The organism is Actinoallomurus liliacearum (assembly GCF_039542035.1).
In the GTDB taxonomy this organism is placed as follows: domain Bacteria; phylum Actinomycetota; class Actinomycetes; order Streptosporangiales; family Streptosporangiaceae; genus Actinoallomurus; species Actinoallomurus liliacearum.
The window spans coordinates 565338-589048 of sequence record NZ_BAABHJ010000002.1 but is presented as its reverse complement, the minus strand read 5'-3'; the positions used below and the strand labels follow the sequence as shown (position 1 = coordinate 589048).

Genomic DNA, 23711 nt, shown 5'->3' with positions numbered 1-23711 from the left:
GGCGGGGCAATATTCTACGAACTCTTGACGGTCATCGATGAATCCGTAGAGTGTTGCCTCATCTGGATCGACGGGAGGATCTCCTGATGAGCAGCTTGGCCGGCGAGCCCACCGCCCAGCCGAACGCGGCGGCCGAGGAACCTGTTCGGCCCGAGAGAGTCGACTTCCGGACCGCCCCGCCGCACTATCGACATTGGCGGCTGAGCCTCGACGGGCCCGTCGCCACGCTGACGATGGACGTGGACGAGCAGGGCGGCCTGGCGCCGGGCTACGAGCTGAAGCTCAACTCCTACGACCTGGGCGTGGACATCGAGCTGTACGACGCGGTGCAGCGGCTGCGGTTCGAGCACCCCGAGGTCCGTACCGTCGTCGTCACGGGCGGCAAGGACAAGGTGTTCTGCGCGGGCGCCAACATCCGCATGCTGGCCTCCTCCTCCCACTCCTGGAAGGTCAACTTCTGTAAGTTCACCAACGAGACCCGTAACGGCATCGAGGACGCGAGCGCCAACTCCGGCCAGACCTACCTCGCGGCGCTGAACGGCACCGCCTCCGGCGGCGGCTACGAGATCGCCCTGGCCTGCGACCACATCATGCTGGTCGACGACCGCTCCTCGACGGTGTCGCTGCCCGAGCTGCCGCTGCTCGGCGTCCTGCCCGGCACCGGCGGGCTCACCCGCGTGGTCGACAAGCGGCACGTGCGGCGCGACCTCGCCGACTACTTCTCCACCAAGACCGAGGGCATCGGCGGCCGGAAGGCGGTGCAGTGGCGCCTCGTCGACGAGGCCGTGCCGCGCACCGCCTGGGACCGTACGGTCGCCGAGCGCGCCGCCGCCCTCGCCGAGCGCTCGGACCGGCCCGCCAACGCCGGCGGGATCGAGCTGACCGCCCTGGCCAAGACCCGTACCGACGACCACATCGGCTACCGGTACGTCAGCGCCGCCCTCGACCGGGACCGCGGCGTCGTGGAGGTCACCGTCCTCGGCCCGGACGGCGACCCGCCGGCCGACGCCGCCGGCGTCCATGCCCAGGGCACGGACTTCTGGCCGCTCGCCCTCACCCGCGAGCTGGACGACCTGATCCTGGACCTGCGCACGAACGAGATCGAGCTGGGCACCTGGGTGTTCCGCACGAAGGGCGACGCGGCCCGGGTGCTGGCGTACGACGCGCTGCTGCTGGAACGCTCCGGCGACTGGCTGGTCCGCGAGATCGTCCTCTACCTGAAGCGCACGCTGAAGCGCCTCGACGTCACCAGCCGCAGCCTCATCGCGCTCATCGAGCCCGGGAGCTGCTTCGCCGGCTCGCTGCTGGAGCTCGCGCTGGCCGCCGACCGGTCCTTCCAGCTCGCGGGCGTGTTCGAGGACGTCGACCCCGACGCCGAGCCGGCCACCATCACCGTCGGCCGGATGAACCTGGGCCCGTTGCCGATGGGCAACGGCCTCAGCCGCCTCGCGACCCGCTTCCACGGCGACGCGGACGCGCTCGCCGCCGCCGAGGCCGCCGAGGGCAAGGCGCTGCCGGCCGAGGACGCCGAGCGGCTCGGCCTGGTCACCTTCATCCCCGACGACATCGACTGGGACGAGGAGGTCCGCATCGCGGTCGAGGAGCGGGCCGGATTCAGCCCGGACGCGCTGACCGGGCTGGAGGCGAACTACCGCTTCGCCGGTCCTGAGACGATGGAGACCAAGATCTTCGGCAGGTTGTCCGCCTGGCAGAACTGGATCTTCTACCGCCCCAACGCCTCCGGGCCGGACGGCGCGCTGCGCAGGTTCGGCACCGGACGGCGCGCCCACTTCGACCAGAAGCGAGTCTGACATGACGACCGCCGACTACGGCGAGAAGATCCCCAACAACGTCGACCTGCGTGAGGATCGCCGCCTGCAGCGGGCCCTGGAGTCCTGGCAGCCGAACTTCCTGTCCTGGTGGGAGTCGATGGGCCCGACCCTGCCCACCGAGGACGTCTACCTGCGCACCGCGGTCAACGTGGGCCGCGAAGGGTGGGCGCACTTCGGCCACGTCGCGATGCGCGACTACCGCTGGGGCATCTTCCTGGCCGAGCCGCGCAAGGACCGGCGCATCCCGTTCGGCGAGCACAAGGGCGAGCCGGCCTGGCAGAAGGTCCCCGGCGAGTACCGCGCGGAACTGCAGCGCCTCATCGTCATCCAGGGCGACACCGAGCCCGCCTCCGTCGAACAGCAGCGCAACCTCGGGGCGACCGCGCCGAGCCTGTACGACCTGCGGAACCTGTTCCAGGTGAACGTCGAGGAGGGCCGCCACCTCTGGGCGATGGTGTACCTCCTGCACGCCTACTTCGGCCGGGAGGGCCGGGAGGAGGCCGAGGAACTGCTGCACCGCAACTCCGGCAGCGAGGACTCCCCACGCATCCTGGGGGCGTTCAACGAGGAGACGCCGGACTGGCTGTCCTTCTTCATGTTCACCTACTTCACCGACCGGGACGGCAAGTACCAGCTCGGCACGCTCAAGGAGAGCGGGTTCGACCCGCTGTCGCGGACGTGCGAGTTCATGCTGAAGGAGGAGGCGCACCACATGTTCGTGGGCACCACCGGCATCGACCGGGTGGTGCTGCGGACCGTGGAGCTGATGCGGGAGCACGACACCGACGACGTCGTCGGGCACGGCGGCATCCCGCTGCGCGTGATCCAGAAGTACCTCAACTTCCACTACTCCGTGTCGCTGGACCTGTTCGGCTCCGAGACCTCCACCAACGTCGCGAACTACTTCACCGCCGGGATCAAGGGCCGCTGGTCGGAGGAGCGCCGCAAGGACGACCACCGGCTCACCGACGACTCGATCATGGTCGACGCGGTCGTCGACGGCCGGGTCGGGCAGACCGAGGTCGCCGCGCTGGTGGGCCTCAACACCGACCTGCGGCGGGAGTACATCGCCGACTGCCAGAGCGGCGTCAACCGGTGGAACCGCATCCTGGAGGAGGCCGGCCTGCCGCAGCGGCTGCGCCTGCCGAGCGTCGCCTTCAACCGGCAGGTCGGCGCGTTCGCCGGCATCCAGGTCACCCCGGACGGCGAGGTCATCTCCCAGGATGAGTGGGACCGGCGCCTGGGCGAGTGGCTGCCCACCGACGTCGACAAGGCCTACGTCCGGTCGCTCATGCGTCCGGTCCACGAGCGCGGCAAGATCGCCGCGTGGATCGCTCCACCCCGCCAGGGGATCAACGGCAAGCCCTTCGACTACGACTACGTCCACCTCGCCTGAACCCCCCGGACGGCAGCTCATGAGCGAACCCTTCAACGCCTGCCTCTACCTGCTCGACCGCCACCTGGAACGGGGCGACGGCGACCGTCTGGCGCTGACCGGCGCCGGCGGGGACCTCACCTACGCCCGGCTGCACGAGCGCGTCCGGCGCACCGCCGCCGGACTGCGCGCGATCGGCCTGCTGCCCGAGCAGCGGGTGCTGATGTTCATGGCCGACTCACCGGACTTCGTCACGGTCTTCCTCGCGGCCCTGCGGATCGGCGCCATCCCGGTCCCGGTCTCGACGATGCTGCACGCCGACGGGCTGGCCGAGCTGCTGCGCGACTCGCGGGCGCGCCTGCTCGCGGTGACGCCGGAGTTCACCGCGGTCGCGGCCGAGGCCGCCGCCGCGGCGCCCGAACTGGCCGGCGTCGTCGCCGCGGACGGCGCCGCGATCACCGCCCCGGTGCCGGTGCACGCGCTGGCGGACCTGGTCGGCGCGGAGCCGGACGGGGAGCGGCCCGCCACGACCGCCGACTCCCCGGCGTTCTGGCTCTACACGTCCGGCACCACCGGCACGCCCAAGGCCGCGATGCACCGCCACGCCTCGGTCCGGGTCGTCTGCGAGACGTACGGCGCCCAGGTCCTCGGCATCCGTCCCGGCGACCGCTGCCTGTCGGCGGCCAAGGCGTTCTTCGCCTACGGCCTGAGCAACTCGCTGCTGTTCCCCCTGTGGGCCGGCGCCGCCGCGATCCTGGAACCCACGCCGTCCCGGCCGGACCTGCTGGCCGAACGCGCCCGTATGTTCGGCGCGACGCTGTTCTTCGCCGGTCCGACGTTCTTCGCCAACATGCTCCGCGCCGAACTGCCGCGCGCGGCGCTCGGGGGAGTACGCCTGTCGGCCTCGGCGGGTGAACCGCTGCCCGCCGCGCTGTACCACCGGTGGACCGAGCACTTCGGCGTCGACATCCTCGACGGCATCGGCATGACCGAGATGCTGCACATCTTCCTGTCCAACACGGAGGGCGCCGTACGGCCCGGCACGACCGGCCGCGCGGTGCCCGGCTACGACCTGCGCATCCTCGACGAGGAGGGGCGCGAGGTCGCCCCGGGAACGCCCGGCACCCTGTACGTCCGCGGCGAGTCGACGGCGACCGGATACTGGTCCCGGTACGCGGCGTCCCGCCAGGTGTTCCAGGGGGAGTGGCTGTGCACCGGCGACACGTACGTGCGGGACGCCGACGGCTACTACGTATGCCAGGGCCGGACCGGCGACATGCTGAAGGCCAGCGGAATGTGGGTGTCACCGGCCGAGGTCGAAACGCGGCTGCTGGCGCATCCGGCGGTCGCCCAGGCCGTGGTGGTGGCGGGCATCGACACCGACGGCCTCGAGAAGCCGGTCGCCTACGTCGTGACCGGGACCGGCGTCGAGGCGACGGAGGCGGACCTCGTCGAGTTCTGCCGGGCGGGGCTGCCGTCGTTCAAGCGACCCCGCCGGGTGCTGTTCGTCGACGCGCTGCCGACCACCCCGACCGGCAAGGTACGGCGGGTGGAGCTGCGCGCGCACGCCACCGGTGTGCTGTCCGGCCCTCAGGAAGAGGTCGCGTTGTCGTGATTCACAACGCCGCCCGGTTCGTCACGCGGATGGCGATCCGCCAGGATGGAAGGGTGCGTCCGAACCGCGTTCACCTCATCGCCGCGTACGAGGCGGTCTGATGCTCGACGGCATGCCGCTGATCGACGTCCACCTGCACGCCGCCCGGCTGCCCACGCTCAAGCCCGCGTGGCGGCAGTGGGCGCACGACTTCGGCGACCGGGAGGTCCTCGACCGGGTCTACGACGCCTCCGGGACGCTCGACCCCGCCCGGTTCGCCGCGTACCTGGCCGAGGAGGGCGTCGACGTCGCGCTCGTGTTCGCGGAGTACAGCCCGAAGGCGACCGGGTACCAGCCGGTCGAGGACATGCTCCCGCTGACCGGGTACGACCCGGCGCGGATCAAGCTGGTCGCCAACATCAACCCGCACCTGCACTACCCGATCGACGAGGAGCTGCGGCGCCAGCTCGACCTCGGCGCGGTCGCGTGCAAGCTGCATCCCGTCCACGCGGGCGTCGCGGCCAACGACCGCGCCCTGTACCCGGCGTACGAGGTGTGCCAGGCGGCCGGGATCCCCCTGATCGTGCACTGCGGCACCAGCACGTTCCCCGGCTCGACCAACCGCTTCGCCGACCCGGTCCTGCTGGACGACGTGCTGCGGGACTTCCGGCGGCTGAACGTCGCGCTCGCGCACGGCGGGCGGGGATGGTGGTACGACGCGGCCGCCTTCATGGCCCTGTCGAACGAGCGCGTGTGGATCGAGCTGTCCGGACTGCCCCCGTCCCGGCTGCGCGACTACTACGCCAGGCACAACTGGAAGCGCCTCACCCGACGCATGATCTTCGGTACGGACTGGCCCGGAGTCCCGGGGATCGCCGCGAACGCCCGGGCGGTCGCCGCGCTGTGCCCCGACGAGGAGACCGCCGCGCTGGTGCTGGCCGGCAACGCGGCCCGCGTCTACAACCTGAAGCTGGAGACCTGATGGCGATCTACGCCCTCGGCGAGCTGACCCCCGACATCCACCCCGAGGCGTTCGTGCACCCGGACGCGACCGTCATCGGCGCGGTCACGATCGGGCCCCGCGCCTCGATCTGGCCCGCCGCGGTGCTGCGCGGCGACTACGGGCGCATCGAGGTCGGAGCGGCGACGTCCATCCAGGACGGCACCGTGCTGCACACCACCGAGGAGTGGCCGACGTTCATCGGCGACCGCTGCGTCGTCGGCCACAACGTCCACCTGGAAGGCTGCACGGTCGGCGACGGCTGCCTCATCGGGTCCGGGTCGATCGTCCTGAACCGCGCCGTCATCGAGCCGGGGGCCGCCGTCGGCGCCGCCGCGCTGGTGACCGAGGACACTCACGTCTCCGCCGGGCACATCGCCGTCGGCGTACCGGCCCGGCAGCGCCCCGCGCCGAGCCTGGACAAGTGGATCGCCGAGGCCGTCGACCTCTACCAGAACAACGCGGCACGCTACCGTACGGATCTACGCCGGATCGGGTGAAAGGGACACCTTGACGTCCTCTCCCGCCTCAAGGCGGGAGATTCCGGCCTCTCACGAGGGAGAAGCCAGTGGTTCGCGGTTCACGGCCCCGCCCAACGGCTGGAGGGCTCCCCGCGCTGTCACGGCCCGCCCGGCCGCGAATCCGCTTGGCTATCGCGGACTCACGCACCGTAGCAGAATGGAGGGAGCGGCGCTTCCTCTCCGGCCTCAAGGCCGGAGTTTCCGCGCCGCGAACGAGATGAACGACGTCGTCGCGGTGGTGGGCGCGGGGACCATGGGCACCGGGATCGCCCAGGTCGCCGCCCTGGCCGGACACCCGGTCCTGCTGCTGGACACGGTCCCCGGCGCCGCCGACCGCGCCGTGTCCGGCATCCGGGAGCGGGTGAAGACCCTGGTGACCCGCGGCAAGATCGACGCGGATCCCGACGCCCTGGACCTGACCGCCGTCGACTCCCTCGACGCGCTGGCGTCCGCCGGGCTGGTGATCGAGGCGATCGTCGAGGACCTGGCGGTCAAGCGGCGGCTGTTCGCCGACCTGGAACGCGCGGTCGGCCCGGAGTGCGTGCTGGCGAGCAACACCTCGTCCCTGTCGCCCACGGCGATCGCGGCCGGTCTGGAGCGCCCCGGCCGGGTCCTCGGCCTGCACTTCTTCAACCCGGTGCCGCGCATGCGTCTCGTCGAGCTGATCGCCGGCGCCGACACCGCGGCGGGGCTCGCCGACTGGACGGCCGCCCTGGTCGAGCGGTGGGGCAAGACGGTCGTCCGCGCCGCCGCGACGCCGGGGTTCATCGTCAACCGGATCGCCCGGCCGTACTACGCCGAGGCCTGGCGGCTCTACGAGGAGCGCGCCGCCGCCCCCGAGGTGATCGACGCCGTGCTGACCGGGGCCGGTGGCTTTCCGATGGGGCCGTTCGCGCTGATGGACCTGATCGGCCACGACGTCAATGAGGCCGTCACCCGCTCGGTGTGGACGGCGTTCGGCCAGGACCCGCGCTTCGCGCCGTCCCCGGCGCAGCGTGCCCTGGTGGAGGCCGGGCGGTACGGCCGCAAGAGCGGGCGGGGCGTCTACGGGTACGGCCCGGACGCGCCGCCGCCGGAGGCGACCCCCGCCGCGCCGCGCCCGGTGCCGGTCGGAGAGGTGACCTTCAACGGCGCGGCCGACCTGCATCCGCTGCTGACCCGCTCCGAGGTCGACTTCCGCGTCGGCGCGCTGTCGAACGACACGGTCGTCCTGCCGAGCGGCGCGCTGCTCGTCCGCAGCACCGGCACCCCGGCCACCGAACTGGTCGAGGAGCACGGCCGAACGGTGATCGTCGTCGACCGTACGCTGGACGACGCCACCGCCACCGCGGTCGCCGTCGCGCCCTGCGACGGCTGTCCCGAGGAGGCCCTGGACGAGGCGATCGGCCTGCTGCAGGCGGCGGGACTGGTCGTGCACGTCGTCGACGACACGCCCGGCCTCATCGTCACCCGGACCGTCGCCATGCTGGTCAACCTGGCCGTCGACGCCCTCCAGCAGGGGGTCGCCACCGCCGCCGACATCGACACGGCCATGCGGCTGGGCGCCGGCCACCCGCTCGGCCCGCTCGCCTGGGGCGACCGGTGGGGCGCCGAGATCGTGGACGAGATCCTGGCCGCCCTCCAGGAGTCCTACGGGGAACCGCGGTACCGGCGCACCCCGCTGCTGCGCCGCCGCGCACTGACCGGAGCGACCCTGACGGGAGGGGAGTGACGTCATGACGCTGGTCCAGGTCCGCCGTGAGGACCATCTGTGGTGGGTCGGCCTCGACCGGCCGGCCAAGCACAACGCGCTCGACCAGGAGATGGTCACCGAGCTGGCGGCGGTGCTGGAGGAGGCCCGCCGCGAGCCGTGCGTCCTGATCGTGCACTCCACCACGCCCGGCATGTTCGCCGCCGGGGCCGACATCGCCGAGCTGCGCGAGCGCGACGCCGACGCGGCGCTGCTGGCCATCAACGCCGGCCTGTTCGAACGGCTGGAGGCCCACCGCTGGCCGACGATCGCGCTCGTCGACGGCCCCGCGTTCGGCGGCGGCTGCGAACTGGCGCTGGCCTGCGACTTCCGCATCGCCTCGCCCAACGCGCGGTTCGCCCAGCCGGAGCTGTCGCTGGGCATCATCGCCGGCGCCGGCGCGAACTGGCGGCTACCGCAACTGGTCGGCCTGGCCACCGCCCGCCGCATGCTCTACGCCGGAGCGCGGCTCGACGCCCACCAGGCTCTCGCCGAGGGCCTGGTCGACGAGGTCGCCGAGAACGGCGAGGAGCTGCCCGAGCGCGGCCGGGCGCTGGCGGCCACCATCGCCGAGCGTTCCTGGCGGGCCCTGGAGCTGACCAAGCTCGCGCTGCGCAGCAGCCGGCCCGCGACCACGACCTTCGACCTGGCGGCCCAGGCCCTGCTGTTCGAGAGCGAGGACAAGCAGGCCCGGATGACGGCCTTCCTGGACCGGCGAAAGCGCTAGCGCGTATTCGGTAGGGATCCGTCCGCCAATGCGCACGAGCGTGACCGGCGGCGGCAAGCCGAACTACTCCGCATGCAACAACAGATCGCAGAGAGCCAGGCCGCGATCACGCAGATGGTCGCGCACTATTCGGATCGGGCGCGCTCCGGCATCCCCGACGATGCCGAACAGTTCATCGGCATGGATGCCATACAGGCAAGGATCGAGCAGCTCGCGCTGCACGCCGACACCGAGGTGGCGAGCATGATGCCCGGCGGCGCCCAGGATCCGGCGCTGATCGAGGAGGCAAAGATCGTCGATCAGCAGGTGCTCGATCGCGGTGTGTCGATCCGCACGATCGGATTGGACAGCATCCGTAACGATACGAGCAGCCTGGCCTATGCTCGGTGGCTCGTCGAGCGGGGTGCGCAGGTACGGACGAGGCCTACCTTGCCGGTGCGGATGCTCATCTATGACGGTCAGACCGCCCTGCTCCCGCTCGATCCCGCCCATACCTCGGTCGGCGCACTCGCCAACACGGCCCAGGTCCTGCTGTTCGAGGGCGAGGACGAACAGGCCCGAATGACGGCCTTCCTGGAACGACGAAAGCACTGACCTAGTGCAGGAGAACCGAGCGAGTGGCGGACTATGGCCGTCCAGCCCTGGCCTGAATCCCCGCCTCACACAGACGGCGGGCCAGCAACTCGACTTCGGGCAAGGTCCCTGTGTGACCCCCGGCCCGGACTCGCTGCAGCATCTCTTTGGCCTGGTGCAGGCCTCCAGCCAGCTCAGCGCGTAGTGCTTTCATCAGCAAGGCCGAATTGGCGGACCGATCGACGATCTCAAGCCGCGTTGGACCATGCTCGGTCAGCAGTCGGTCCCGCAGGTCCGCCGGGATGTCCGCCCGCCCGCACGCGATGAAAGCCTGGCCGCAACCTGGGCAACTGCTCGCGACATCCCAGCGCAGCCCGTCATCGAGCAACACTTGTGCGCCGCTGCATTCCGTCACAGCTCCACAAGCCTCGCATGCGGACGGATATTCGACCGACTCGTAGATCATGCGCTCCACCAGGACCGGAGTGGGGCACTCCGGGAGTTCTTGCGGTGACGATCAAGACGCTCAGCGTATACGCCGCGACTGCGATGATGCGGCGCGGCGCGGTACAGGATGCCGTGATCCCTGGCATGCGGTGCCTCTAGGAGGCAGCGAAGGCCAGGGATCACGACAAGCCCCTAGCCGGCCCGGCCTGCCGGCACGACTGATTCTTGCGTTACTGCTTGTCGCGGGCGGCGAGGCGTTTGGTGATCTCGGTTTTGACCGTCTCGCGCAACTCGTCCGACGTGAAGCCGAGGTTGCGCAGGATCTGTGCGGCCGGGCTGTCCTCGGCGCGGATCAGGCCCAGCAGCGTGTGTTCCGTGCCGACCCAGTCGTGGCCGAGGTCGTCCGACGCGCGGCGTGCCTGCTCGATGGCCTCCTTGCTCTCCGGCCGGAACGCGATGTGACCCCGCAGCGCCTTCTCCCCGGCCGGCGGCATCGCTTCCTCGATCGCGTCGCGGATGCGTTGCTCCGACTCGGTTTTCGCCATCAGCACCTCGTATGCCAGGCCCCGCGGTTCGCCGAGCAGGCCGAGCAGGATGTGTTCGGTGCCGATGAAGTCGTGCTTGTGCGTTCGGGCGGCCTCCTGCGCCAGCACGATGCTGTGCCGGTTCAGGTCGGTGAACCGATCGAACGCGGCGGGCGCGTGGCGTTGCTGGGCGGCCTGCTTGGACACCCCGATGGCGTCGCCGATCTCGCTCCACGACGCGCCGGCCTGCTTGGCCTTGCCGACGTAGTGGCCGACGAGCTGGTCGGCGAGGTCGGACAGGGTCTGGGCACGTAGGTGCGCCTCGCTGATGCGAGCCAGGTCGTTGGCGTCGGGGAGGTCCTCGTCGAGATGGGCGATCAGGTCAGCGAGGCTGATGTCGAGTGGGCTCATGCGTCAACCGTAGGTTGACGATCGTCAATCGTCAACCTGTAATTGACGCACGTTTTCCGGGTGCGCTCGGCACGGGCCGCGAGTCCCTGCCGCCGTCGCGTTGATCGGTAGGAGCTGCCAGGTTATGAACCGTGGTCAGCCGGCGGAGCGGCGGCGGTCCGCCACGGAGAGCGGGGCGCCGTTGAGGAACAGTTCGATGGGGAGGGTGGCCGCGCCGAGCGCCACGGCCTCGGGGCCCAGCCGGCCCAGCTCGATCGACGTCGAGGTGAAGGCGTGCTTGAGCGAGTTCTGCTGCGCCGCGTCGCGGATGGCCGGCAGCAGCCGCTCGCCGAGCAGCAGGCCGGCCCAGCCGCCGAGGATGATCCGCTCGGGGTTGAACAGGTTGATCAGGTCGGCGAGGCCGACTCCGAGGTAGAGCGCGGTCTCGTCGAGGACGTGCGTCGCGTCGTCCACGCCGCGGGCGGCCGCGTCGAGCAGGGCGGCCAGCGCCGACTCCTCGTCCTGGCCGGGCGTCCTGCCGTAGCGGTCGAGAACGGCCTCGGCGCCGACGTACGCCTCCAGGCATCCGGCGGCGCCGCACCGGCAGCCGCGGCCGCCGACCACGACGGTGGTGTGTCCCCACTCGCCGGCGCTGGACGTGGATCCGCGGTGCGTCCTGCCGTGCGCGATGATGCTCGCGCCGACGCCCGAGCCGATCAGGCAGACCACCGCGTGCTGGGCGCCCCGCCCGGCACCGAACCACATCTCGGCGCGGCCCATCGTGTTGGCACCGTTGTCGATGTGCAGCGGCAGGTCGGTCCCGGACCGCAGCAGGCGCTCCAGGGGGACGGCGTCCCAGCCGTACGTCTGGCCGTGCACGAGCACCTCGTCGCCCTGCTCGACCACGCCGGGGACCCCGATGCCCACCCCGAGCACCGCCGAGGCGTCGACGTCCGCGTCGGCGAGCACGGCGGACAGACCCTCCAGGATCCGCTCGACGATCGTCGTGACGCCGTGCTCCCGGGGGTCGAGCGGATAGTCGGCCCTGGCTCGCTCGTTCATCGCCAGGTCGAACAGCTCGACCCGGACGCGGGTCTCGCCGACGTCGACGCCGATGACGTAGCCGTAGTCGCGGTTCATCCGCAGCAGGACGCGCGGCCGCCCGCCGTCGGAGTCGACGGCCCCGGCCTCGGCGACGACGCCCTCCTCGATCAGCTCCCGGACGACGTTGCTGACCGACGCGGGGGACAGGCCGGTCGCCTGGCTGAGCTCCTGGCGCGTGCAGGGCTGGTCGAAGTACAGCGACCAGAGCAGGACCGACCGATTGTCACGGCGGAGGTCCCGCACCGTGCCTCGCCGTCGTTCCGATGTGACGTGCTCCCGCATACCGACCTCCCCGATTAGTTCAGATCTTATAACAAGCGATCGAAAAGCCGTGCTGCCGGGTGTTACACGGTCTTGACGATGCGACACCCTCGAGGTTAAATCACGTCATTAATTAAGCCCTGTATCAACGGGCCCCGCCGCGACGCGTGCACCGAAGGCGCCGCACGCGTCGTCTCCTCCCCGCCCCCGAAACCGGGAGAAGCTCATGAGACCCGCCTTCGTCCCAGGTACCCGTACCAGACCGCGGCCCCAACGCCACCTGCCGGTGGCGATCGCCGCGGTCATCGCCCTGCTCACCGGCCTCTTCGTCACCCTCGCCCCGGCATCCGGCGCCGCCACCTGCGGCACCGCGAACGCGGCCCAGGGCCGGCCCGCCACCGCGTCGTCGACCGAGAACTCCGGCACCCCCGCCTCGAACGCGGTCGACGGCAACGGCGGCACCCGCTGGTCCAGTGCCTTCAGCGACCCGCAGTGGCTCCAGGTCGACCTCGGCTCCTCGCAGTCCGTCTGCCAGGTGGTGCTGCAGTGGGAGACCGCCGCCGGCAAGGCGTACCAGATCCAGACCTCGTCCGACGGGAACACCTGGACCACCATCTACTCCACCACGACCGGTCAGGGCGGCACCGAGACGCTGAACGTCAGCGGCACCGGCCGCTACGTTCGCATGTACGGCACCGCTCGCACCACCGGTTACGGCTACTCGCTGTGGGAGTTCGTCGTCCACACCGCGAGCGGGGGAGGCGGCACGCTCCCCGGCGGCGGCGACCTCGGGCCCAACGTGTACGTCTTCGACCCGTCGATGTCCTCCGCCACCATCCAGAGCCGGCTGGACACCGTCTTCCAGCAGCAGGAGAGCAACCAGTTCGGCAGCGAGCGGTACGCGCTGCTGTTCAAGCCGGGCAGCTACAACGTCAACGCGAACATCGGCTTCTACACCTCCATCGCCGGGCTCGGCGCGAACCCCGACGACGTCACCATCAACGGCTCGGTCAACGTCGATGCCGGCTGGATGAACGGGAACGCCACCCAGAACTTCTGGCGTTCCGCGGAGAACATGGCGGTGCAGCCCTCCGGCGGCTCCGACCGCTGGGCGGTGTCCCAGGCCGCGCCGTTCCGCCGCATGCACATCAAGGGCGACCTGAACCTCGCGCCCACGGGTTACGGCTGGGCCAGCGGCGGCTACATCGCCGACAGCAAGGTCGACGGCCAGGTGCAGCCGTACTCCCAGCAGCAGTGGTTCACCCGCAACAGCCAGATCGGCGGCTGGCTGAACGGCGTGTGGAACATGGTGTTCACCGGCGTGGCGGGCGCACCGGCGCAGAGCTTCCCGAACCCGCCGTACACGACCGTGGCCAACGCGCCCGTGACGCGGGAGAAACCGTTCCTGTACGTCGACTCCTCCGGCGCGTACCGGGTGTTCGTGCCGGCGCTGCGGCAGAACACCCAGGGCACGACCTGGAGCGGCGGGAGCACGCCCGGCTCGTCCATCCCGCTGAGCCAGTTCTACGTCGCCAAGCCGTCCGACAGCGCGGCGACGCTGAACCAGGCGCTGGCCCAGGGCCTCAACCTGCTGTTCACACCGGGCGTCTACAAGATCGACCAGACGCTCAACGTGACCCGCGCCGACACGGTCGTCCTCGGCCTCGGCTACGCCACGCTTGTACCCCAGAACGGCGTCACGCCGATGTCCGTCGCCGACGTGAACGGCGTGAAGATCGCCGGGCTGCTGTTCGACGCCGGCTCTACCAACTCGCCGAACCTGCTCCAGGTCGGGCCGAGCGGATCCACGGCCGACCACTCCGCCGACCCGACCTCGATCCAGGACGTGTTCTTCCGGATCGGCGGCGCCGGCGTCGGCAAGGCCACCAACAGCCTGGTCGTCAACAGCAACAACGCGATCATCGACCACATCTGGGCCTGGCGTGCCGACCACGGTTCCGGCGTCGGCTGGACGAGCAACACCGCCGACACCGGCCTGATCGTCAACGGCAACGACGTGACGGCGTACGGCCTGTTCGTCGAGCACTACCAGAAGTACGAGGTCGTCTGGAACGGCGAGCGCGGCCGTACGTACTTCTTCCAGAACGAGATGCCGTACGACCCGCCGAACCAGGCCGCCTGGATGAACGGCTCCACCAACGGCTACGCCGCCTACAAGGTGGGGGCGAACGTCACGACGCACGAAGGGTGGGGCCTCGGCAGTTACTGCTACTTCAACGTCGATCCCTCGATCCACGCGGCGCACGCCTTCGAGGCGCCGAACGCCTCCGGCGTGAAGTTCCACGACCTGCTGACGGTGTCCCTCGGCGGCAACGGCACGATCGACCACGTCATCAACGACACCGGCGGTGCCGCCCAGGGCACCGCCACCACCCCGGTCGACGTGGTCAGCTACCCGTGACCCCCTGACCCCTACCACCCCGGGCCCGCGCGGCACCCCGCCGCGCGGGCCCTTCCACGTTCGCGCCCCCGGCCCGCGAGCGCGGCGGCCGTCGGCCGATGCACGTGCTCAGCGGTCGGCGTGAGCGGCGGTGATCTCCACGTGTTCGATGCCCTCGTCCAGGAAGGTGGCGAGGTCGTGGGCCTCTTCCTCGATGGCCTCCCGTTCCGGGATGGCAAGGGGCCGCAGCGGCGTCACGCGGAGCCGCTGGTCGCGCGCGGTCCAGGTGGCGGCGACGCGTCCGTCGACGAGCACGGCGCGTCGGGCTGTCGCATTCGCACGGTGACCCGTCTCCTTCCGGTTCGCTCTCCCCGGACCGCCGCAGGGGTGCGGCGGTCCGGGGAGATCTTCTGTGCTCGGCCGGGCCGGCTCAGCCGTTGTACGGAGCGGCGACGTCGAGGACCCAGGTCACGCCGAAGCGGTCGGTGAGCATGCCGTACAGCGGCGCCCACTGCGCCGCCTCCAAGGGCCGCACCACCGTCGAGCCCTCCGCCAGCTTCTGCCACAAGGCGCTGATCTCGTCGGCGTCATCGCCGCGTACGGAGACGAAGAACGGGTCGTCACCCTGGCTCCAGGGCAGCTGGGAGGGCACGTCGTAGGCCATGACATGGAAACCGTTGTCGCCGACGGCCTCGCCCCACATCACCCAGTCCGCCTCGTTCTCGTTCCGCACAGCGCCGGCGTCCTTGTACGTGACGGCGACGGTGCGGCCGCCGAACACGGACTGGTAGAAGTCGAGCGCCTCACGCGCGCTGCCCCGGAAGTTCAGATGGGTGGTGGTGGTGACGGACATGTCCTCGCTCCTTTTGCCTTCGGTTCGACGGAGGTGCGCCGCTGCCACGACGGGGCCCGCGGGCGCTGCAACCCCGTGGCCAGGGGCAACGCCCCCTCGGCGACTCTGGTAGCCACCATTCCATGGGTAGCGGACAGGTTGTGTCCTGTACTCCGCGCAGAATGGGACCATGCAGAAAACCTCGTCGCGGCTGCTCGCGTTGCTCTCGCTGCTTCAGACGCACCGTGACTGGTCCGGTGACGACCTCGCCGAGCGGCTCGACGTCACCTCGCGCACGGTGCGCCGTGACGTGGACCGGCTACGGGAGCTCGGATATCCGATCACGGCTTTCAAAGGGCCCTCCGGCGGTTATCGCCTGGAGGCCGGCTCGCAGTTGCCCCCACTGCTGTTCGACGACGGCCAAGCCGTCGCCTTGGCCGTCGCGCTCCAGGTCGCGGCCACCGACACCACGATCGGCGAAGACGCCACACGGGCCCTGTCCACCGTCCGCCAGGTCCTGCCATCCCGTCTGCGCCAGCGTGTCGACATGCTCCGGATCACCGCCGTCCAGCCATCCGAGAATGACGACACCTCACCAGGCGACCCGCAGATCCTCATGGACCTGAGCAACGCCATCCACGCCCATGCGGAGCTTCGTTTCGACTATGACCAAGACCACCCTGCCCCCGCTGAACGACCCCGCAGAACGGAGCCCCACCACCTGGTCACCTGGCGAGGCCGCTGGTACCTCATCGCCTGGGACCTCGACCGCGACGACTGGCGCACCTTCCGCGTCGACCGCATCCGCCCGCGCACACCCACCGGCCCGCGCTTCACCCCGCGCGAGCTCCCCGGAGGCGGCGTATCCGCCTTCATCACCGGCCGTTTTCGGGGTACCGACGGCACCACCACCGACTGGCCCTGCCACGGCGAGGTCGTCCTGAACCTTCCGGCCACCGCCATAGCCCCCTTCGCCCGGGACGGAATCGTCGAAGAAGTCGGCCCGGACCGCTGCCGGCTGACCCTCGGCTCCTGGTCATGGACCGGTCTGGCCGCCGCGATCGGCCGCTTCGACACCGACATCGAGGTCATCGGCCCGCCGCAGCTGACCGCCGCGTTCGCGCGCCTCGCCGCGCGCTACGCCGCCGCCGCACGCATCACCCGCCCGCCCGAGGCACCGGACACCGACGCCTCGGGTTCGTTGGAGACTTGATCTGGGTCCTCGGCGCGTCACGCCCACGCTTCCGACGGCGGCCGTGTCGACGGGCCTTACGGAATCGGCGTCGAGACGGGCGCAGCGCTCGGTGAAACCGGGGGAGCGAGCCTCCTTATCGGGACGAACCACCCGGCAGCGCGGCCTTCACCGAGCATTGCGCCAGCAGCAGTCGGGTCATCGACCTTGAAACCCGTCCTGCCCGAGCCGCAGGGTGGTCTCGCCGGACCGATCAGTCACTGTGACGTCGATAGCGACGTAGCAGACCCGGCAAACCGGCCATCGATCCGTCCACGGCGACGGCAACGAGACCACGGCGACGGTGAGGTCACCGCGGTGCCGGCCTACGCGGCGGGCCTTCAGGATGGCCATGGGTAACGCTGAATGCCGGAGAGGCGGCGCTTGCGCCTCCGCTCACGGACGCGGCGCTTGATGAGGCGGATCACCACGACGACGAAAACGACGATCCCCGCCAGCACGATGAAGACTGGGATGCCCAGTTTCCAGTCCGGCCACTCATCGTCGATGTGCGTGCCGATCCGCAGCCGTACCACCCGGCCGTGCCAGATATCGGCGGTGCCGGTGGTGCCGGCCTTGGCCACCTTGTAGAAGTCGTGCTCGACCTCAAACTCGTGGTACCGCCCGTCCGCGGTGCGCACGGTGATCTTGTAGTGGGTGGTCCGCGAGGCGGCGACGACCCGCAGCTTCGCCACGGTCGGGGGAACCATCCGGAAGGGTCCCATCGGGGGCGGCTGTGGCGGCAACTGCGGCGGGTCTGGTGGATCCGGGTCCTCGGTCGTGTACGTGGACTGCTTGATGACGGTCATCGAAAGCCGCGTGACGCAGTGACCCGCGTCGGCCGATGGCGGCGCCGCGCAGAGCGGCGCCCGCTCGAACGCCTCGAAGTCGGCGAAGGGCCGGGCGCCCAGCGCCACGGCCCCCGCGATCAGTGCCGGCCCCACGGCCAACGCCGCCAACGTTCTGAACCTGGTTGCCCACCCCACGCACCGAACGTAACTCGGACCGAGCGTTTCGTGGCCGAGTTTCGGCGCGATCCCGCGGGGCGACGGAGATTCCTACTTCGGCCAGGGCACTCCCAGCGTCTCCACCCATGGCGACGTCGTCCCGACTGGGGAAGGCGTCATCGGTGGTCACCCCGCGGCTGGGACAGCAGGGCGCGGCCGCGTTCGGGAGTGAGCGTGTCGGCCAGGACGGGGGCGGTGAGCAAGGCGACCGGGGCGATGTGGTCGGTGGATCTGGGTCGCCAGTGGGGTAGCGCATCGCCGACGGCCCGCCACAGTGCGTCAGAGTCGGTCGTGTGCCGCTCCAGGGCCGCGTGGACGAGGTCGTCGAATTCGGGGTTGCCGTAGGTCGTGCGGGCCGCACCGCGCCGGAGCCGCGCCTGGTGCTCGGCGATGATGAGCTGCAGTTCGGGGGGATCCCCGATGAGCGCGGACTGCAGGATCGAATTGTGGGCCGGTGAGGAGGTTCTGGCGTGCTCGGCGAACAGCAGCGGAAGGACTCCTCGGCGAACAGCGGGTCGGCGAAGAACCCGTCCGGGGTGAACGAGGGATGCAGTAGTCGTCCCAGGAGCTGCTCGGCCTCGTAGGTGCGTCCGAGAAGGAGAAGGATCTGGGCGCGCAGGACGGTGGCGCGGCTCAGGCCGAAGTCCTCGGCCTTGGCCAGGACGGGTTCGGCGGCGTCGATGTCGCCGGCGAGGGCGTGGCGGCGCGCCTCTTCGACTTGGGCCTCCCAAGAGTCGCGGGTCGCTCCCTCGGGCCGGCGCATCTCATGGAACTCGGCGTACAGGCTCTCCATGAGCGCGATGAACGACGGGAAGCGGGTGGGCGGCTCGGCGCGCCAGGAGAACAGGCTGTAGGCGGCCCATTCTCCGCTCTCATCCACGTCGCCGGGATCGAGGAACAAGATGCCCGCGTCGGTCTCCTGGGAGATCAGCAGCCCTCGGCTGATCGGACCACCCTCCGCATCGCTCTCTTCGTCGTCGGGTTCCTCCCAGTCCTGCCAGAACGGCTCAAGGTCGCGCACCCAGCCCAGAGTGGAGGTGTCGCTCATACGCCACACGAAGCATCCGGCGTCGCGCCAGCCATCGGTAGTGAGAAGGAACTCCCGGTAGGAGGGAGGCAGATCCGTCTCGAGCCGTTCCTCGGCGGCCGCGACGGCCTCGGGGCTCGCCGGCGCGAACCCGAGCCAGCCGTCGCGGATCACTTCCGGATCCAACTCGCCGGGATCGGTGCAGCCGATCCACTCCTCGCTCCACCGGGTCAACCATGGTCTCCAGTCCATGGGAGGCACTATGGCGGGCAGCTCCGACAAAGCTGTCGACGGCGCTTTGACGGCGCCCACGAGGATGCACACGAATTCGTCGCGCGACACGTGGAATGGCGCGGCCCTCGCCGGGAGACGGACACCGGCGAGGGCCGCGGTCTGCGGGCGGGCCCGGAAGGGCCCGACGGGGTCAGGCGCCGGTCCGCTGCCGGTGGTCGCGGATCAGTTCGGCGTAGCGGAGGCCGCTGTCCTTGACGGTGCGCCGCTGCGTGGCGAAGTCGACGTGGACCAGGCCGAAGCGGGGGGCGTAGCCGGCCGCCCATTCGAAGTTGTCCATCAGCGACCAGGCGAAGTACCCGGCCAGCGGTGCCCCGCGCCGGATCGCCGACGCGCACGCCGCGAGGTGCCCCTCCAAGTAGCCCGCGCGGTCGGAGTCGTGCACCCGCCCGCCCTCGACCGTGTCCGTCCACGCCGAGCCGTTCTCGGTGACGTACATCCGGGGCGGCCGGTACTCCTCGGCGACACGGGTCAGGATGTCGTCAAGCCCCTCCGGCTCGATCACCCAGTCCATCCCGGTGAGCGGGCGGCCGGTCGGCGTGGTCTCCCGGACGTACGGCGGGGCGCCGTCCGGGTCGTCGGCGACGACGGCCGGCCGATAGTAGTTGACGCCCAGCCAGTCCAGCGGCGCGCCGATGGTCTCCAGGTCACCGGGCTGTTCGGGGAGGTCGACGCCGTACACCTCGAGCATGTCGGCGGGGAAGCCGCGCCCGAAGACCGGGTCGAGCCACCAGCGGTTGGTGTGCCCGTCGAAGCGTTCCGCCGCGGCGGCGTCGGCGGCCGACCCGCTCGCGGGCTCCACCGGGTTCAGCAGGTTCACGATGCCGACCTGGACGTCGGGCACGGTGGCCCGCAGGGCCTGCGCCGCCAGACCGTGGCCGAGCAGCATGTGGTACGACGCGGGCACGGCCGCCTTCACGTCGGTGAGGCCGGGCGCGTGCCGGCCTTCGAGATGGCCGATCCAGGCGGCGCACATCGGCTCGTTCATGGTGGCCCAGCCCTTGACGCGGTCGCCGAGTCCTTCGGCGACGCAGGCGGCATAGTCGGCGAAGTGCCGGGCGGTGTCGCGGTTGGCCCAGCCACCGGCGTCCTGGAGCACCTGCGGCAGGTCCCAGTGGTAGAGCGTGGGGAACGGTGTGATGCCCGCCTCGAGCAGGGCGTCGACGAGACGGTCGTAGAAGGCCAGTCCCGGGGCGTTCACGGGACCGGTCCCGCCGGGGAAGACACGGGGCCAGGCGATCGAGAACCGGTAGGCGGTCAGGCCGAGCCGCTTCATGAGCTCGATGTCCTCGGGCCAGCGGTGGTAGTGGTCGCACGCCACATCGCCGTGGTCACCGCCGTCCACCTTCCCCGGGGTGTGGCTGAAGGTGTCCCAGATCGACGGGGACCGGCCGTCCTCGTCGACCGCGCCTTCGATCTGGTAGGAGGAGGTCGCCACGCCCCATGCGAAGTCCACGGGGAGCAGGCTGAGGTGATCCACGGAGTGCCTTTCTGTACTGATGGCGGCGTTCACTTGACGGCTCCGGCGGTGAGACCGGCGACGAGGTAACGCTGCAGGAGGAGGAACCCGGCGACCACGGGCACGCTGACGACCAGCGAGGCGGCCATCACCTGGTTCCAGTACACGTCGGTCTCGGTCGAGTAGGCGCGCAGTCCCACGGCCAGCGTGCGGGTCGCGTCGTTGGTCATCACGGAGGCGAACAGGACCTCGCTCCAGGCCGTCATGAAGGCGTAGATCGCCACCGCGACGATGCCCGGAAGCGAGGCGGGGATGACGACGCGGAAGAGCGCGCCGAGCGGCCCGCAGCCGTCCACCATCGCCGCCTCGTCCAGCCCTTCCGGGATGGAGTCGAAGTAGCCGACCAGCATCCAGATCGAGAAGGGCAGCGAGAAGGTGAGGAAGGTGAGGATCAGGCCGCCGCGCGAGCCGCTCAGCGCGATGCCGGTGGCGTTGCCGACGCCGACGTAGATGAGGAACAGCGGCAGGAGGAACAGGATGCCGGGGAACATCTGGGTGGACAGCACCGTGACGGTGAACAGCCGGCGGCCCTTGAACCGGTAACGGCTGACCGCGTACGCCGCGAAGATCGCCACGACCACCGAGCAGGCCGTCGCGCCGACGGAGACGATGATCGAGTTGGCGAAGTAGTGGGCGAGTGGAACGGTCCGCCACATGTCGATGTACGGGCGGATGGTGATCCGCTCCGGGATCCAGCGGAACGTCCCCGCGACGTCCTGCAGCGGCTTGAGCGAGCTGCTCAGCATGACGTACACCGGCAGTGCCGAGAACACCGTGAGCAGGGTCAGGACGACACGCCGGGTCCACACGAAGGAGCGCGGCGGCGCCATCGGCGATCGGCTAGGCACGGGCACCCCTCCTTCGTGACGTGACCAGCAGGTAGACGGCCGTGACCAGGCCGAGGAACAGGAGCATGAGCACCGACATCGCCGATCCCTCGCCGAAGTTCCAGGTGATGAACGAGGACTGGTAGATGTGCAGCGAGACCAGGTCCCCGCCCGCCGGCGGGGCCTGGCCGAACAGCACGTACGGCGTGGAGAAGTCGTTGAACGTCCACAGGAACAGGACCAGGACGAGGACCTGGTTGACCGAGCGCAGGGACGGCATCGTGACCCGGCGGATCTGCTGCCAGATCCCCGCGCCGTCGATCGCGGACGCCTCGTACAGCTCGCGCGGGATGTTCTGCAGGCCGGCGACGACGACGAGGAAGGCGAACGGCCAGTTGCGCCAGACGGAGACGACGACGAGCGAGACGAAGCTGTTGTCGCCCAGCAGCCAGAAGGTCGGCTTGCCGGTGAGGTGCAGCTGGTCGTGCAGGACGTGGTTCACGATGCCGTTGTCGTGCTGGAACATGAAGGCCCAGACGATCACCGAGGCGTACAGCGGCAGGGCGTACGGGGTGAGGAACAGCGCCCGCAGCACCCCCCGGCCACGGAACTCGTCCTGCATGAGGATGGCCGCCGCCGTGCCGAGCAGCCAGGACAGGCCGACCGCGAGCACGGTGAAGGCGCAGGTGACGAGGAAGGAGTTCAGCAGGGCGTGCCCGATCGGCCCGTTCACCTTCACCACGACCCGGTAGTTGTCCCACCCGGTCCAGGGGGCCTTCCACCATTCGCGGATGAAGAACTGGGTGAGCTCCTTGAAGCTCATCGCGAGGCCCAGCACCATCGGGATGATGTGGACGATGAGCTCGAGGAGGATCGCGGGCAGCAGGAGGAGGTACGGCAGGCCTCCGCGCCGCACCCGGTCGGGCAGGCGGAACGGGCGCCGGCGCGGCGCCCCCGGGCCGGTCTCCCCGGCTCCGGGGGGCGCCTGACGATGCGCGGTCGTTGTCATCAGTGGCGGACCCGCGCTACATCTGCTGCTGGGCCTTGGCGAGCCGGCTGCGCACCGACTCCAGCGTCACCGGGTGTCCGGCCGCCGCGTCCGCCAGCAGGTCCTTCAGCGCTCCGCCGATGACCTGCTCGAACTGCGACTCCTTGGGCACCTGCGGCAGCGGCGTCGCGCTGGTGGCGATGGTGGTGCGCAGGATGTTCTGCTCCGGGGTGGCGAACGCCGGGTCCTGCGCGGCGGTCTTGACCGAGGGGATCGAGCCGTACTCGGAGTTGAGCTTCTTCTGCTCGGCGTCACTGGTCATGAACTGCACGAACTTGAGCGCGCCGTCGAGGTTGCCGGTGTTCTTGAAGACGGCGATGTTGATCCCGGCGACCATGGAGTTGACGTTCTGCCCCTGTCCGGGCGCACCGGACTGCACGGGAACCGGCGCGACGCCGTAGTCGTCGGGCTTCATGCCGTGGCTCTGGAAGTTCTTGCCGCCGGCCTGCCACAGGATCATCCCGGCCTTGCCGGAGGCGAAGTCGCGGACGGACTCGTTCTGGGCGTACTCCGCGTCGCTCGGCGAGGCGATCTTGTCACCGGCCACGAAGTCGACGTACTGCTTGACGCCCTCCGCGACCCCCGGCGCGGTGAACGTCGGGTTGCCCTGCGCGTCGAAGAAGTCACCGCCGTGCTGCTTGGCGAAGATGTAGGCGTGGTGCGTGTTCTCCGGGATGCTGGCACCCTCGATGGCCAGGCCGGTGTGGCCGCCGGTGGTCAGCTTCTTGCCGTCCTGGACGAGCTCGTTCCAGGTGGCCGGCGGCTTGCTGATCCCGGCGTCGCCGAAGAGCTTCTTGTTGTAGTAGAGCGCGTAGGCGAGGGAGTAGAGCGGGACCGCCGTCGGCGGCTTGCCGGCCGTGCCGGTCGAGCCGAGCGCCGACTCCTGGAAACGGCCCTTACCGCCGATCTTGGCGAAGTTCTTGTCGTCGAAGGGCAGGAGGGCGCCGGTCGCCTGTAGCGAGGCCGACCAGGTGTTGCCGATGTTCATCACGTCGGGGCCCTGCCCGGAGGTGGTGGCGGCGAGGATGCGGTTGAGCAGGTCGGACCACGGGACGACCTCGAGCTTCACCTTGATCCCGGTCTGTTTCTCGAACGCCTGCAGCTCGGGGGTGAGCTTGGCCTTGTCGTCCTCCAGGCTGGCGCCCTGGTTGCTCGCCCAGTAGGTGAGGGTCTTCGGATGGCTGTTGCCACCGGAGTCGGTCGAGGTCCCGCCCCCGCAACCGGGAAGAACGGCGAGGACGGTCGCGCCGACGACGGCGCCAATGGCGGTACGGGCCCGCACGCTCATAGTCCACTTCCTCACATGTGGCTAATTTCACGACATGATTTAAGAGCTGAGATAAGCATGTCAAGGGTGCGGCGATCGAGCGATTGTCACGAATGCGCATACGCGCGGCCGTCCGGTTCGGCACTCGCGAACCTCGGAAACAGCGCAGTAGGCGACCTCATAG

General features: G+C 70.2%; 20 protein-coding genes and 2 pseudogenes. 11 read left to right on the top strand and 11 right to left on the bottom strand.

From position 1 onward, the window contains the following. Positions 1 to 86: 86 nt before the first annotated feature. The 8 genes from boxC (at position 87) to ABD978_RS05290 (ending at position 9372) form a co-directional block, all read left to right on the top strand. Positions 87 to 1811 (top strand): 2,3-epoxybenzoyl-CoA dihydrolase, encoded by a 1725-nt coding sequence (gene boxC / locus ABD978_RS05325; protein WP_345349186.1) that lies wholly within the window; start codon positions 87 to 89, stop codon positions 1809 to 1811. Between the two features lies 1 nt (position 1812). Beyond that, complete coding sequence (boxB, locus tag ABD978_RS05320) at positions 1813 to 3228, top strand: benzoyl-CoA 2,3-epoxidase subunit BoxB (protein ID WP_345349183.1); 1416 nt, start codon at positions 1813 to 1815, stop codon at positions 3226 to 3228. Positions 3229 to 3247: 19 nt separating this feature from the next. Then, positions 3248 to 4822 (top strand): benzoate-CoA ligase family protein, encoded by a 1575-nt coding sequence (locus ABD978_RS05315; protein WP_345349180.1) that lies wholly within the window; start codon positions 3248 to 3250, stop codon positions 4820 to 4822. A 100-nt stretch (positions 4823 to 4922) separates the two neighbouring features. Continuing rightward, positions 4923 to 5783 carry an amidohydrolase family protein gene (locus tag ABD978_RS05310; RefSeq protein ID WP_345349177.1) on the top strand — a complete coding sequence of 287 codons (861 nt, stop codon included), beginning with the start codon at positions 4923 to 4925 and terminating at the stop codon, positions 5781 to 5783. Then, the gene (locus ABD978_RS05305; protein ID WP_345349174.1) at positions 5783 to 6301 is read left to right on the top strand and encodes a gamma carbonic anhydrase family protein; all 519 of its coding nucleotides are present in this window, start codon (positions 5783 to 5785) and stop codon (positions 6299 to 6301) included. Before ABD978_RS05310 ends, ABD978_RS05305 begins: the two co-directional genes overlap by 1 nt. Positions 6302 to 6539: 238 nt before the next feature. Then, a complete protein-coding gene (locus tag ABD978_RS05300; protein ID WP_345349171.1) occupies positions 6540 to 8033 on the top strand; it encodes a 3-hydroxyacyl-CoA dehydrogenase in 1494 nt (497 codons plus the stop codon). A gap of 4 nt (positions 8034 to 8037) precedes the next feature. Continuing rightward, on the top strand, positions 8038 to 8778 hold the full coding sequence (locus ABD978_RS05295; protein ID WP_345349168.1) for an enoyl-CoA hydratase/isomerase family protein: 741 nt from the start codon (positions 8038 to 8040) through the stop codon (positions 8776 to 8778). A gap of 72 nt (positions 8779 to 8850) precedes the next feature. Further along, a complete protein-coding gene (locus ABD978_RS05290) occupies positions 8851 to 9372 on the top strand; it encodes a hypothetical protein (RefSeq protein ID WP_345349166.1) in 522 nt (173 codons plus the stop codon). 31 nt (positions 9373 to 9403) lie between these two features. Here the strand turns inward: ABD978_RS05290 and ABD978_RS05285 are convergent, their stop codons facing one another. From ABD978_RS05285 to ABD978_RS05275, 3 genes are all read right to left on the bottom strand, one after another. Continuing rightward, positions 9404 to 9817 carry a hypothetical protein gene (locus tag ABD978_RS05285; RefSeq protein WP_345349163.1) on the bottom strand — a complete coding sequence of 138 codons (414 nt, stop codon included), beginning with the start codon at positions 9815 to 9817 and terminating at the stop codon, positions 9404 to 9406. A gap of 211 nt (positions 9818 to 10028) precedes the next feature. Continuing rightward, positions 10029 to 10733 (bottom strand): Clp protease N-terminal domain-containing protein, encoded by a 705-nt coding sequence (locus tag ABD978_RS05280; protein WP_345349160.1) that lies wholly within the window; start codon positions 10731 to 10733, stop codon positions 10029 to 10031. A gap of 135 nt (positions 10734 to 10868) precedes the next feature. Next, positions 10869 to 12098: an ROK family transcriptional regulator gene (locus ABD978_RS05275; protein ID WP_345349157.1), complete on the bottom strand. Its 1230-nt coding sequence runs from the start codon at positions 12096 to 12098 to the stop codon at positions 10869 to 10871. Between the two features lie 205 nt (positions 12099 to 12303). Here ABD978_RS05275 and ABD978_RS05270 point away from each other — a divergent pair, with 205 nt between their 5' ends. After that, positions 12304 to 14499, top strand: a complete 2196-nt coding sequence (locus tag ABD978_RS05270; protein WP_345349154.1) for a discoidin domain-containing protein — start codon at positions 12304 to 12306, stop codon at positions 14497 to 14499. A 108-nt stretch (positions 14500 to 14607) separates the two neighbouring features. On the opposite strand, the pseudogene ABD978_RS05265 reads toward ABD978_RS05270, so the two are convergent. After that, positions 14608 to 14802 (bottom strand): annotated as a pseudogene (locus ABD978_RS05265) (DNA glycosylase AlkZ-like family protein); the annotation flags it as partial. A gap of 106 nt (positions 14803 to 14908) precedes the next feature. Continuing rightward, positions 14909 to 15331 (bottom strand): VOC family protein, encoded by a 423-nt coding sequence (locus tag ABD978_RS05260; RefSeq protein ID WP_345349151.1) that lies wholly within the window; start codon positions 15329 to 15331, stop codon positions 14909 to 14911. 169 nt (positions 15332 to 15500) lie between these two features. On the opposite strand from ABD978_RS05260, the gene ABD978_RS05255 reads away from it, so the two are divergent. Continuing rightward, entirely contained in the window at positions 15501 to 16523 is a 1023-nt protein-coding gene (locus tag ABD978_RS05255) for a helix-turn-helix transcriptional regulator (RefSeq protein ID WP_345349148.1), read from the top strand. 359 nt (positions 16524 to 16882) lie between these two features. On the opposite strand, the gene ABD978_RS05250 is transcribed toward ABD978_RS05255, so the two are convergent. Beyond that, a complete protein-coding gene (locus ABD978_RS05250) occupies positions 16883 to 17500 on the bottom strand; it encodes a hypothetical protein (protein ID WP_345349145.1) in 618 nt (205 codons plus the stop codon). Positions 17501 to 17841: 341 nt separating this feature from the next. Between ABD978_RS05250 and ABD978_RS05245 the strand changes: the two genes are divergently transcribed. Further along, positions 17842 to 18006, top strand: coding sequence for a hypothetical protein (locus tag ABD978_RS05245; RefSeq protein WP_345349142.1), 165 nt, complete (start codon positions 17842 to 17844; stop codon positions 18004 to 18006). A gap of 347 nt (positions 18007 to 18353) precedes the next feature. On the opposite strand, the pseudogene ABD978_RS43770 reads toward ABD978_RS05245, so the two are convergent. The 5 genes and pseudogenes from ABD978_RS43770 to ABD978_RS05225 all read right to left on the bottom strand — a co-directional run. Beyond that, positions 18354 to 18827, bottom strand: a pseudogene (locus tag ABD978_RS43770) (SMI1/KNR4 family protein); the annotation flags it as partial. A 172-nt stretch (positions 18828 to 18999) separates the two neighbouring features. Continuing rightward, on the bottom strand, positions 19000 to 20331 hold the full coding sequence (locus tag ABD978_RS05240; protein ID WP_425550678.1) for a GH1 family beta-glucosidase: 1332 nt from the start codon (positions 20329 to 20331) through the stop codon (positions 19000 to 19002). 44 nt (positions 20332 to 20375) lie between these two features. Beyond that, positions 20376 to 21233: a carbohydrate ABC transporter permease gene (locus ABD978_RS05235; RefSeq protein WP_345349136.1), complete on the bottom strand. Its 858-nt coding sequence runs from the start codon at positions 21231 to 21233 to the stop codon at positions 20376 to 20378. Then, a complete protein-coding gene (locus ABD978_RS05230) occupies positions 21226 to 22221 on the bottom strand; it encodes a carbohydrate ABC transporter permease (RefSeq protein ID WP_345349133.1) in 996 nt (331 codons plus the stop codon). Before ABD978_RS05230 ends, ABD978_RS05235 begins: the two co-directional genes overlap by 8 nt. A 16-nt stretch (positions 22222 to 22237) precedes the next feature. Next, positions 22238 to 23548, bottom strand: a complete 1311-nt coding sequence (locus tag ABD978_RS05225; RefSeq protein WP_345349130.1) for an ABC transporter substrate-binding protein — start codon at positions 23546 to 23548, stop codon at positions 22238 to 22240. Between the last annotated feature and the right edge of the window lie 163 nt (positions 23549 to 23711).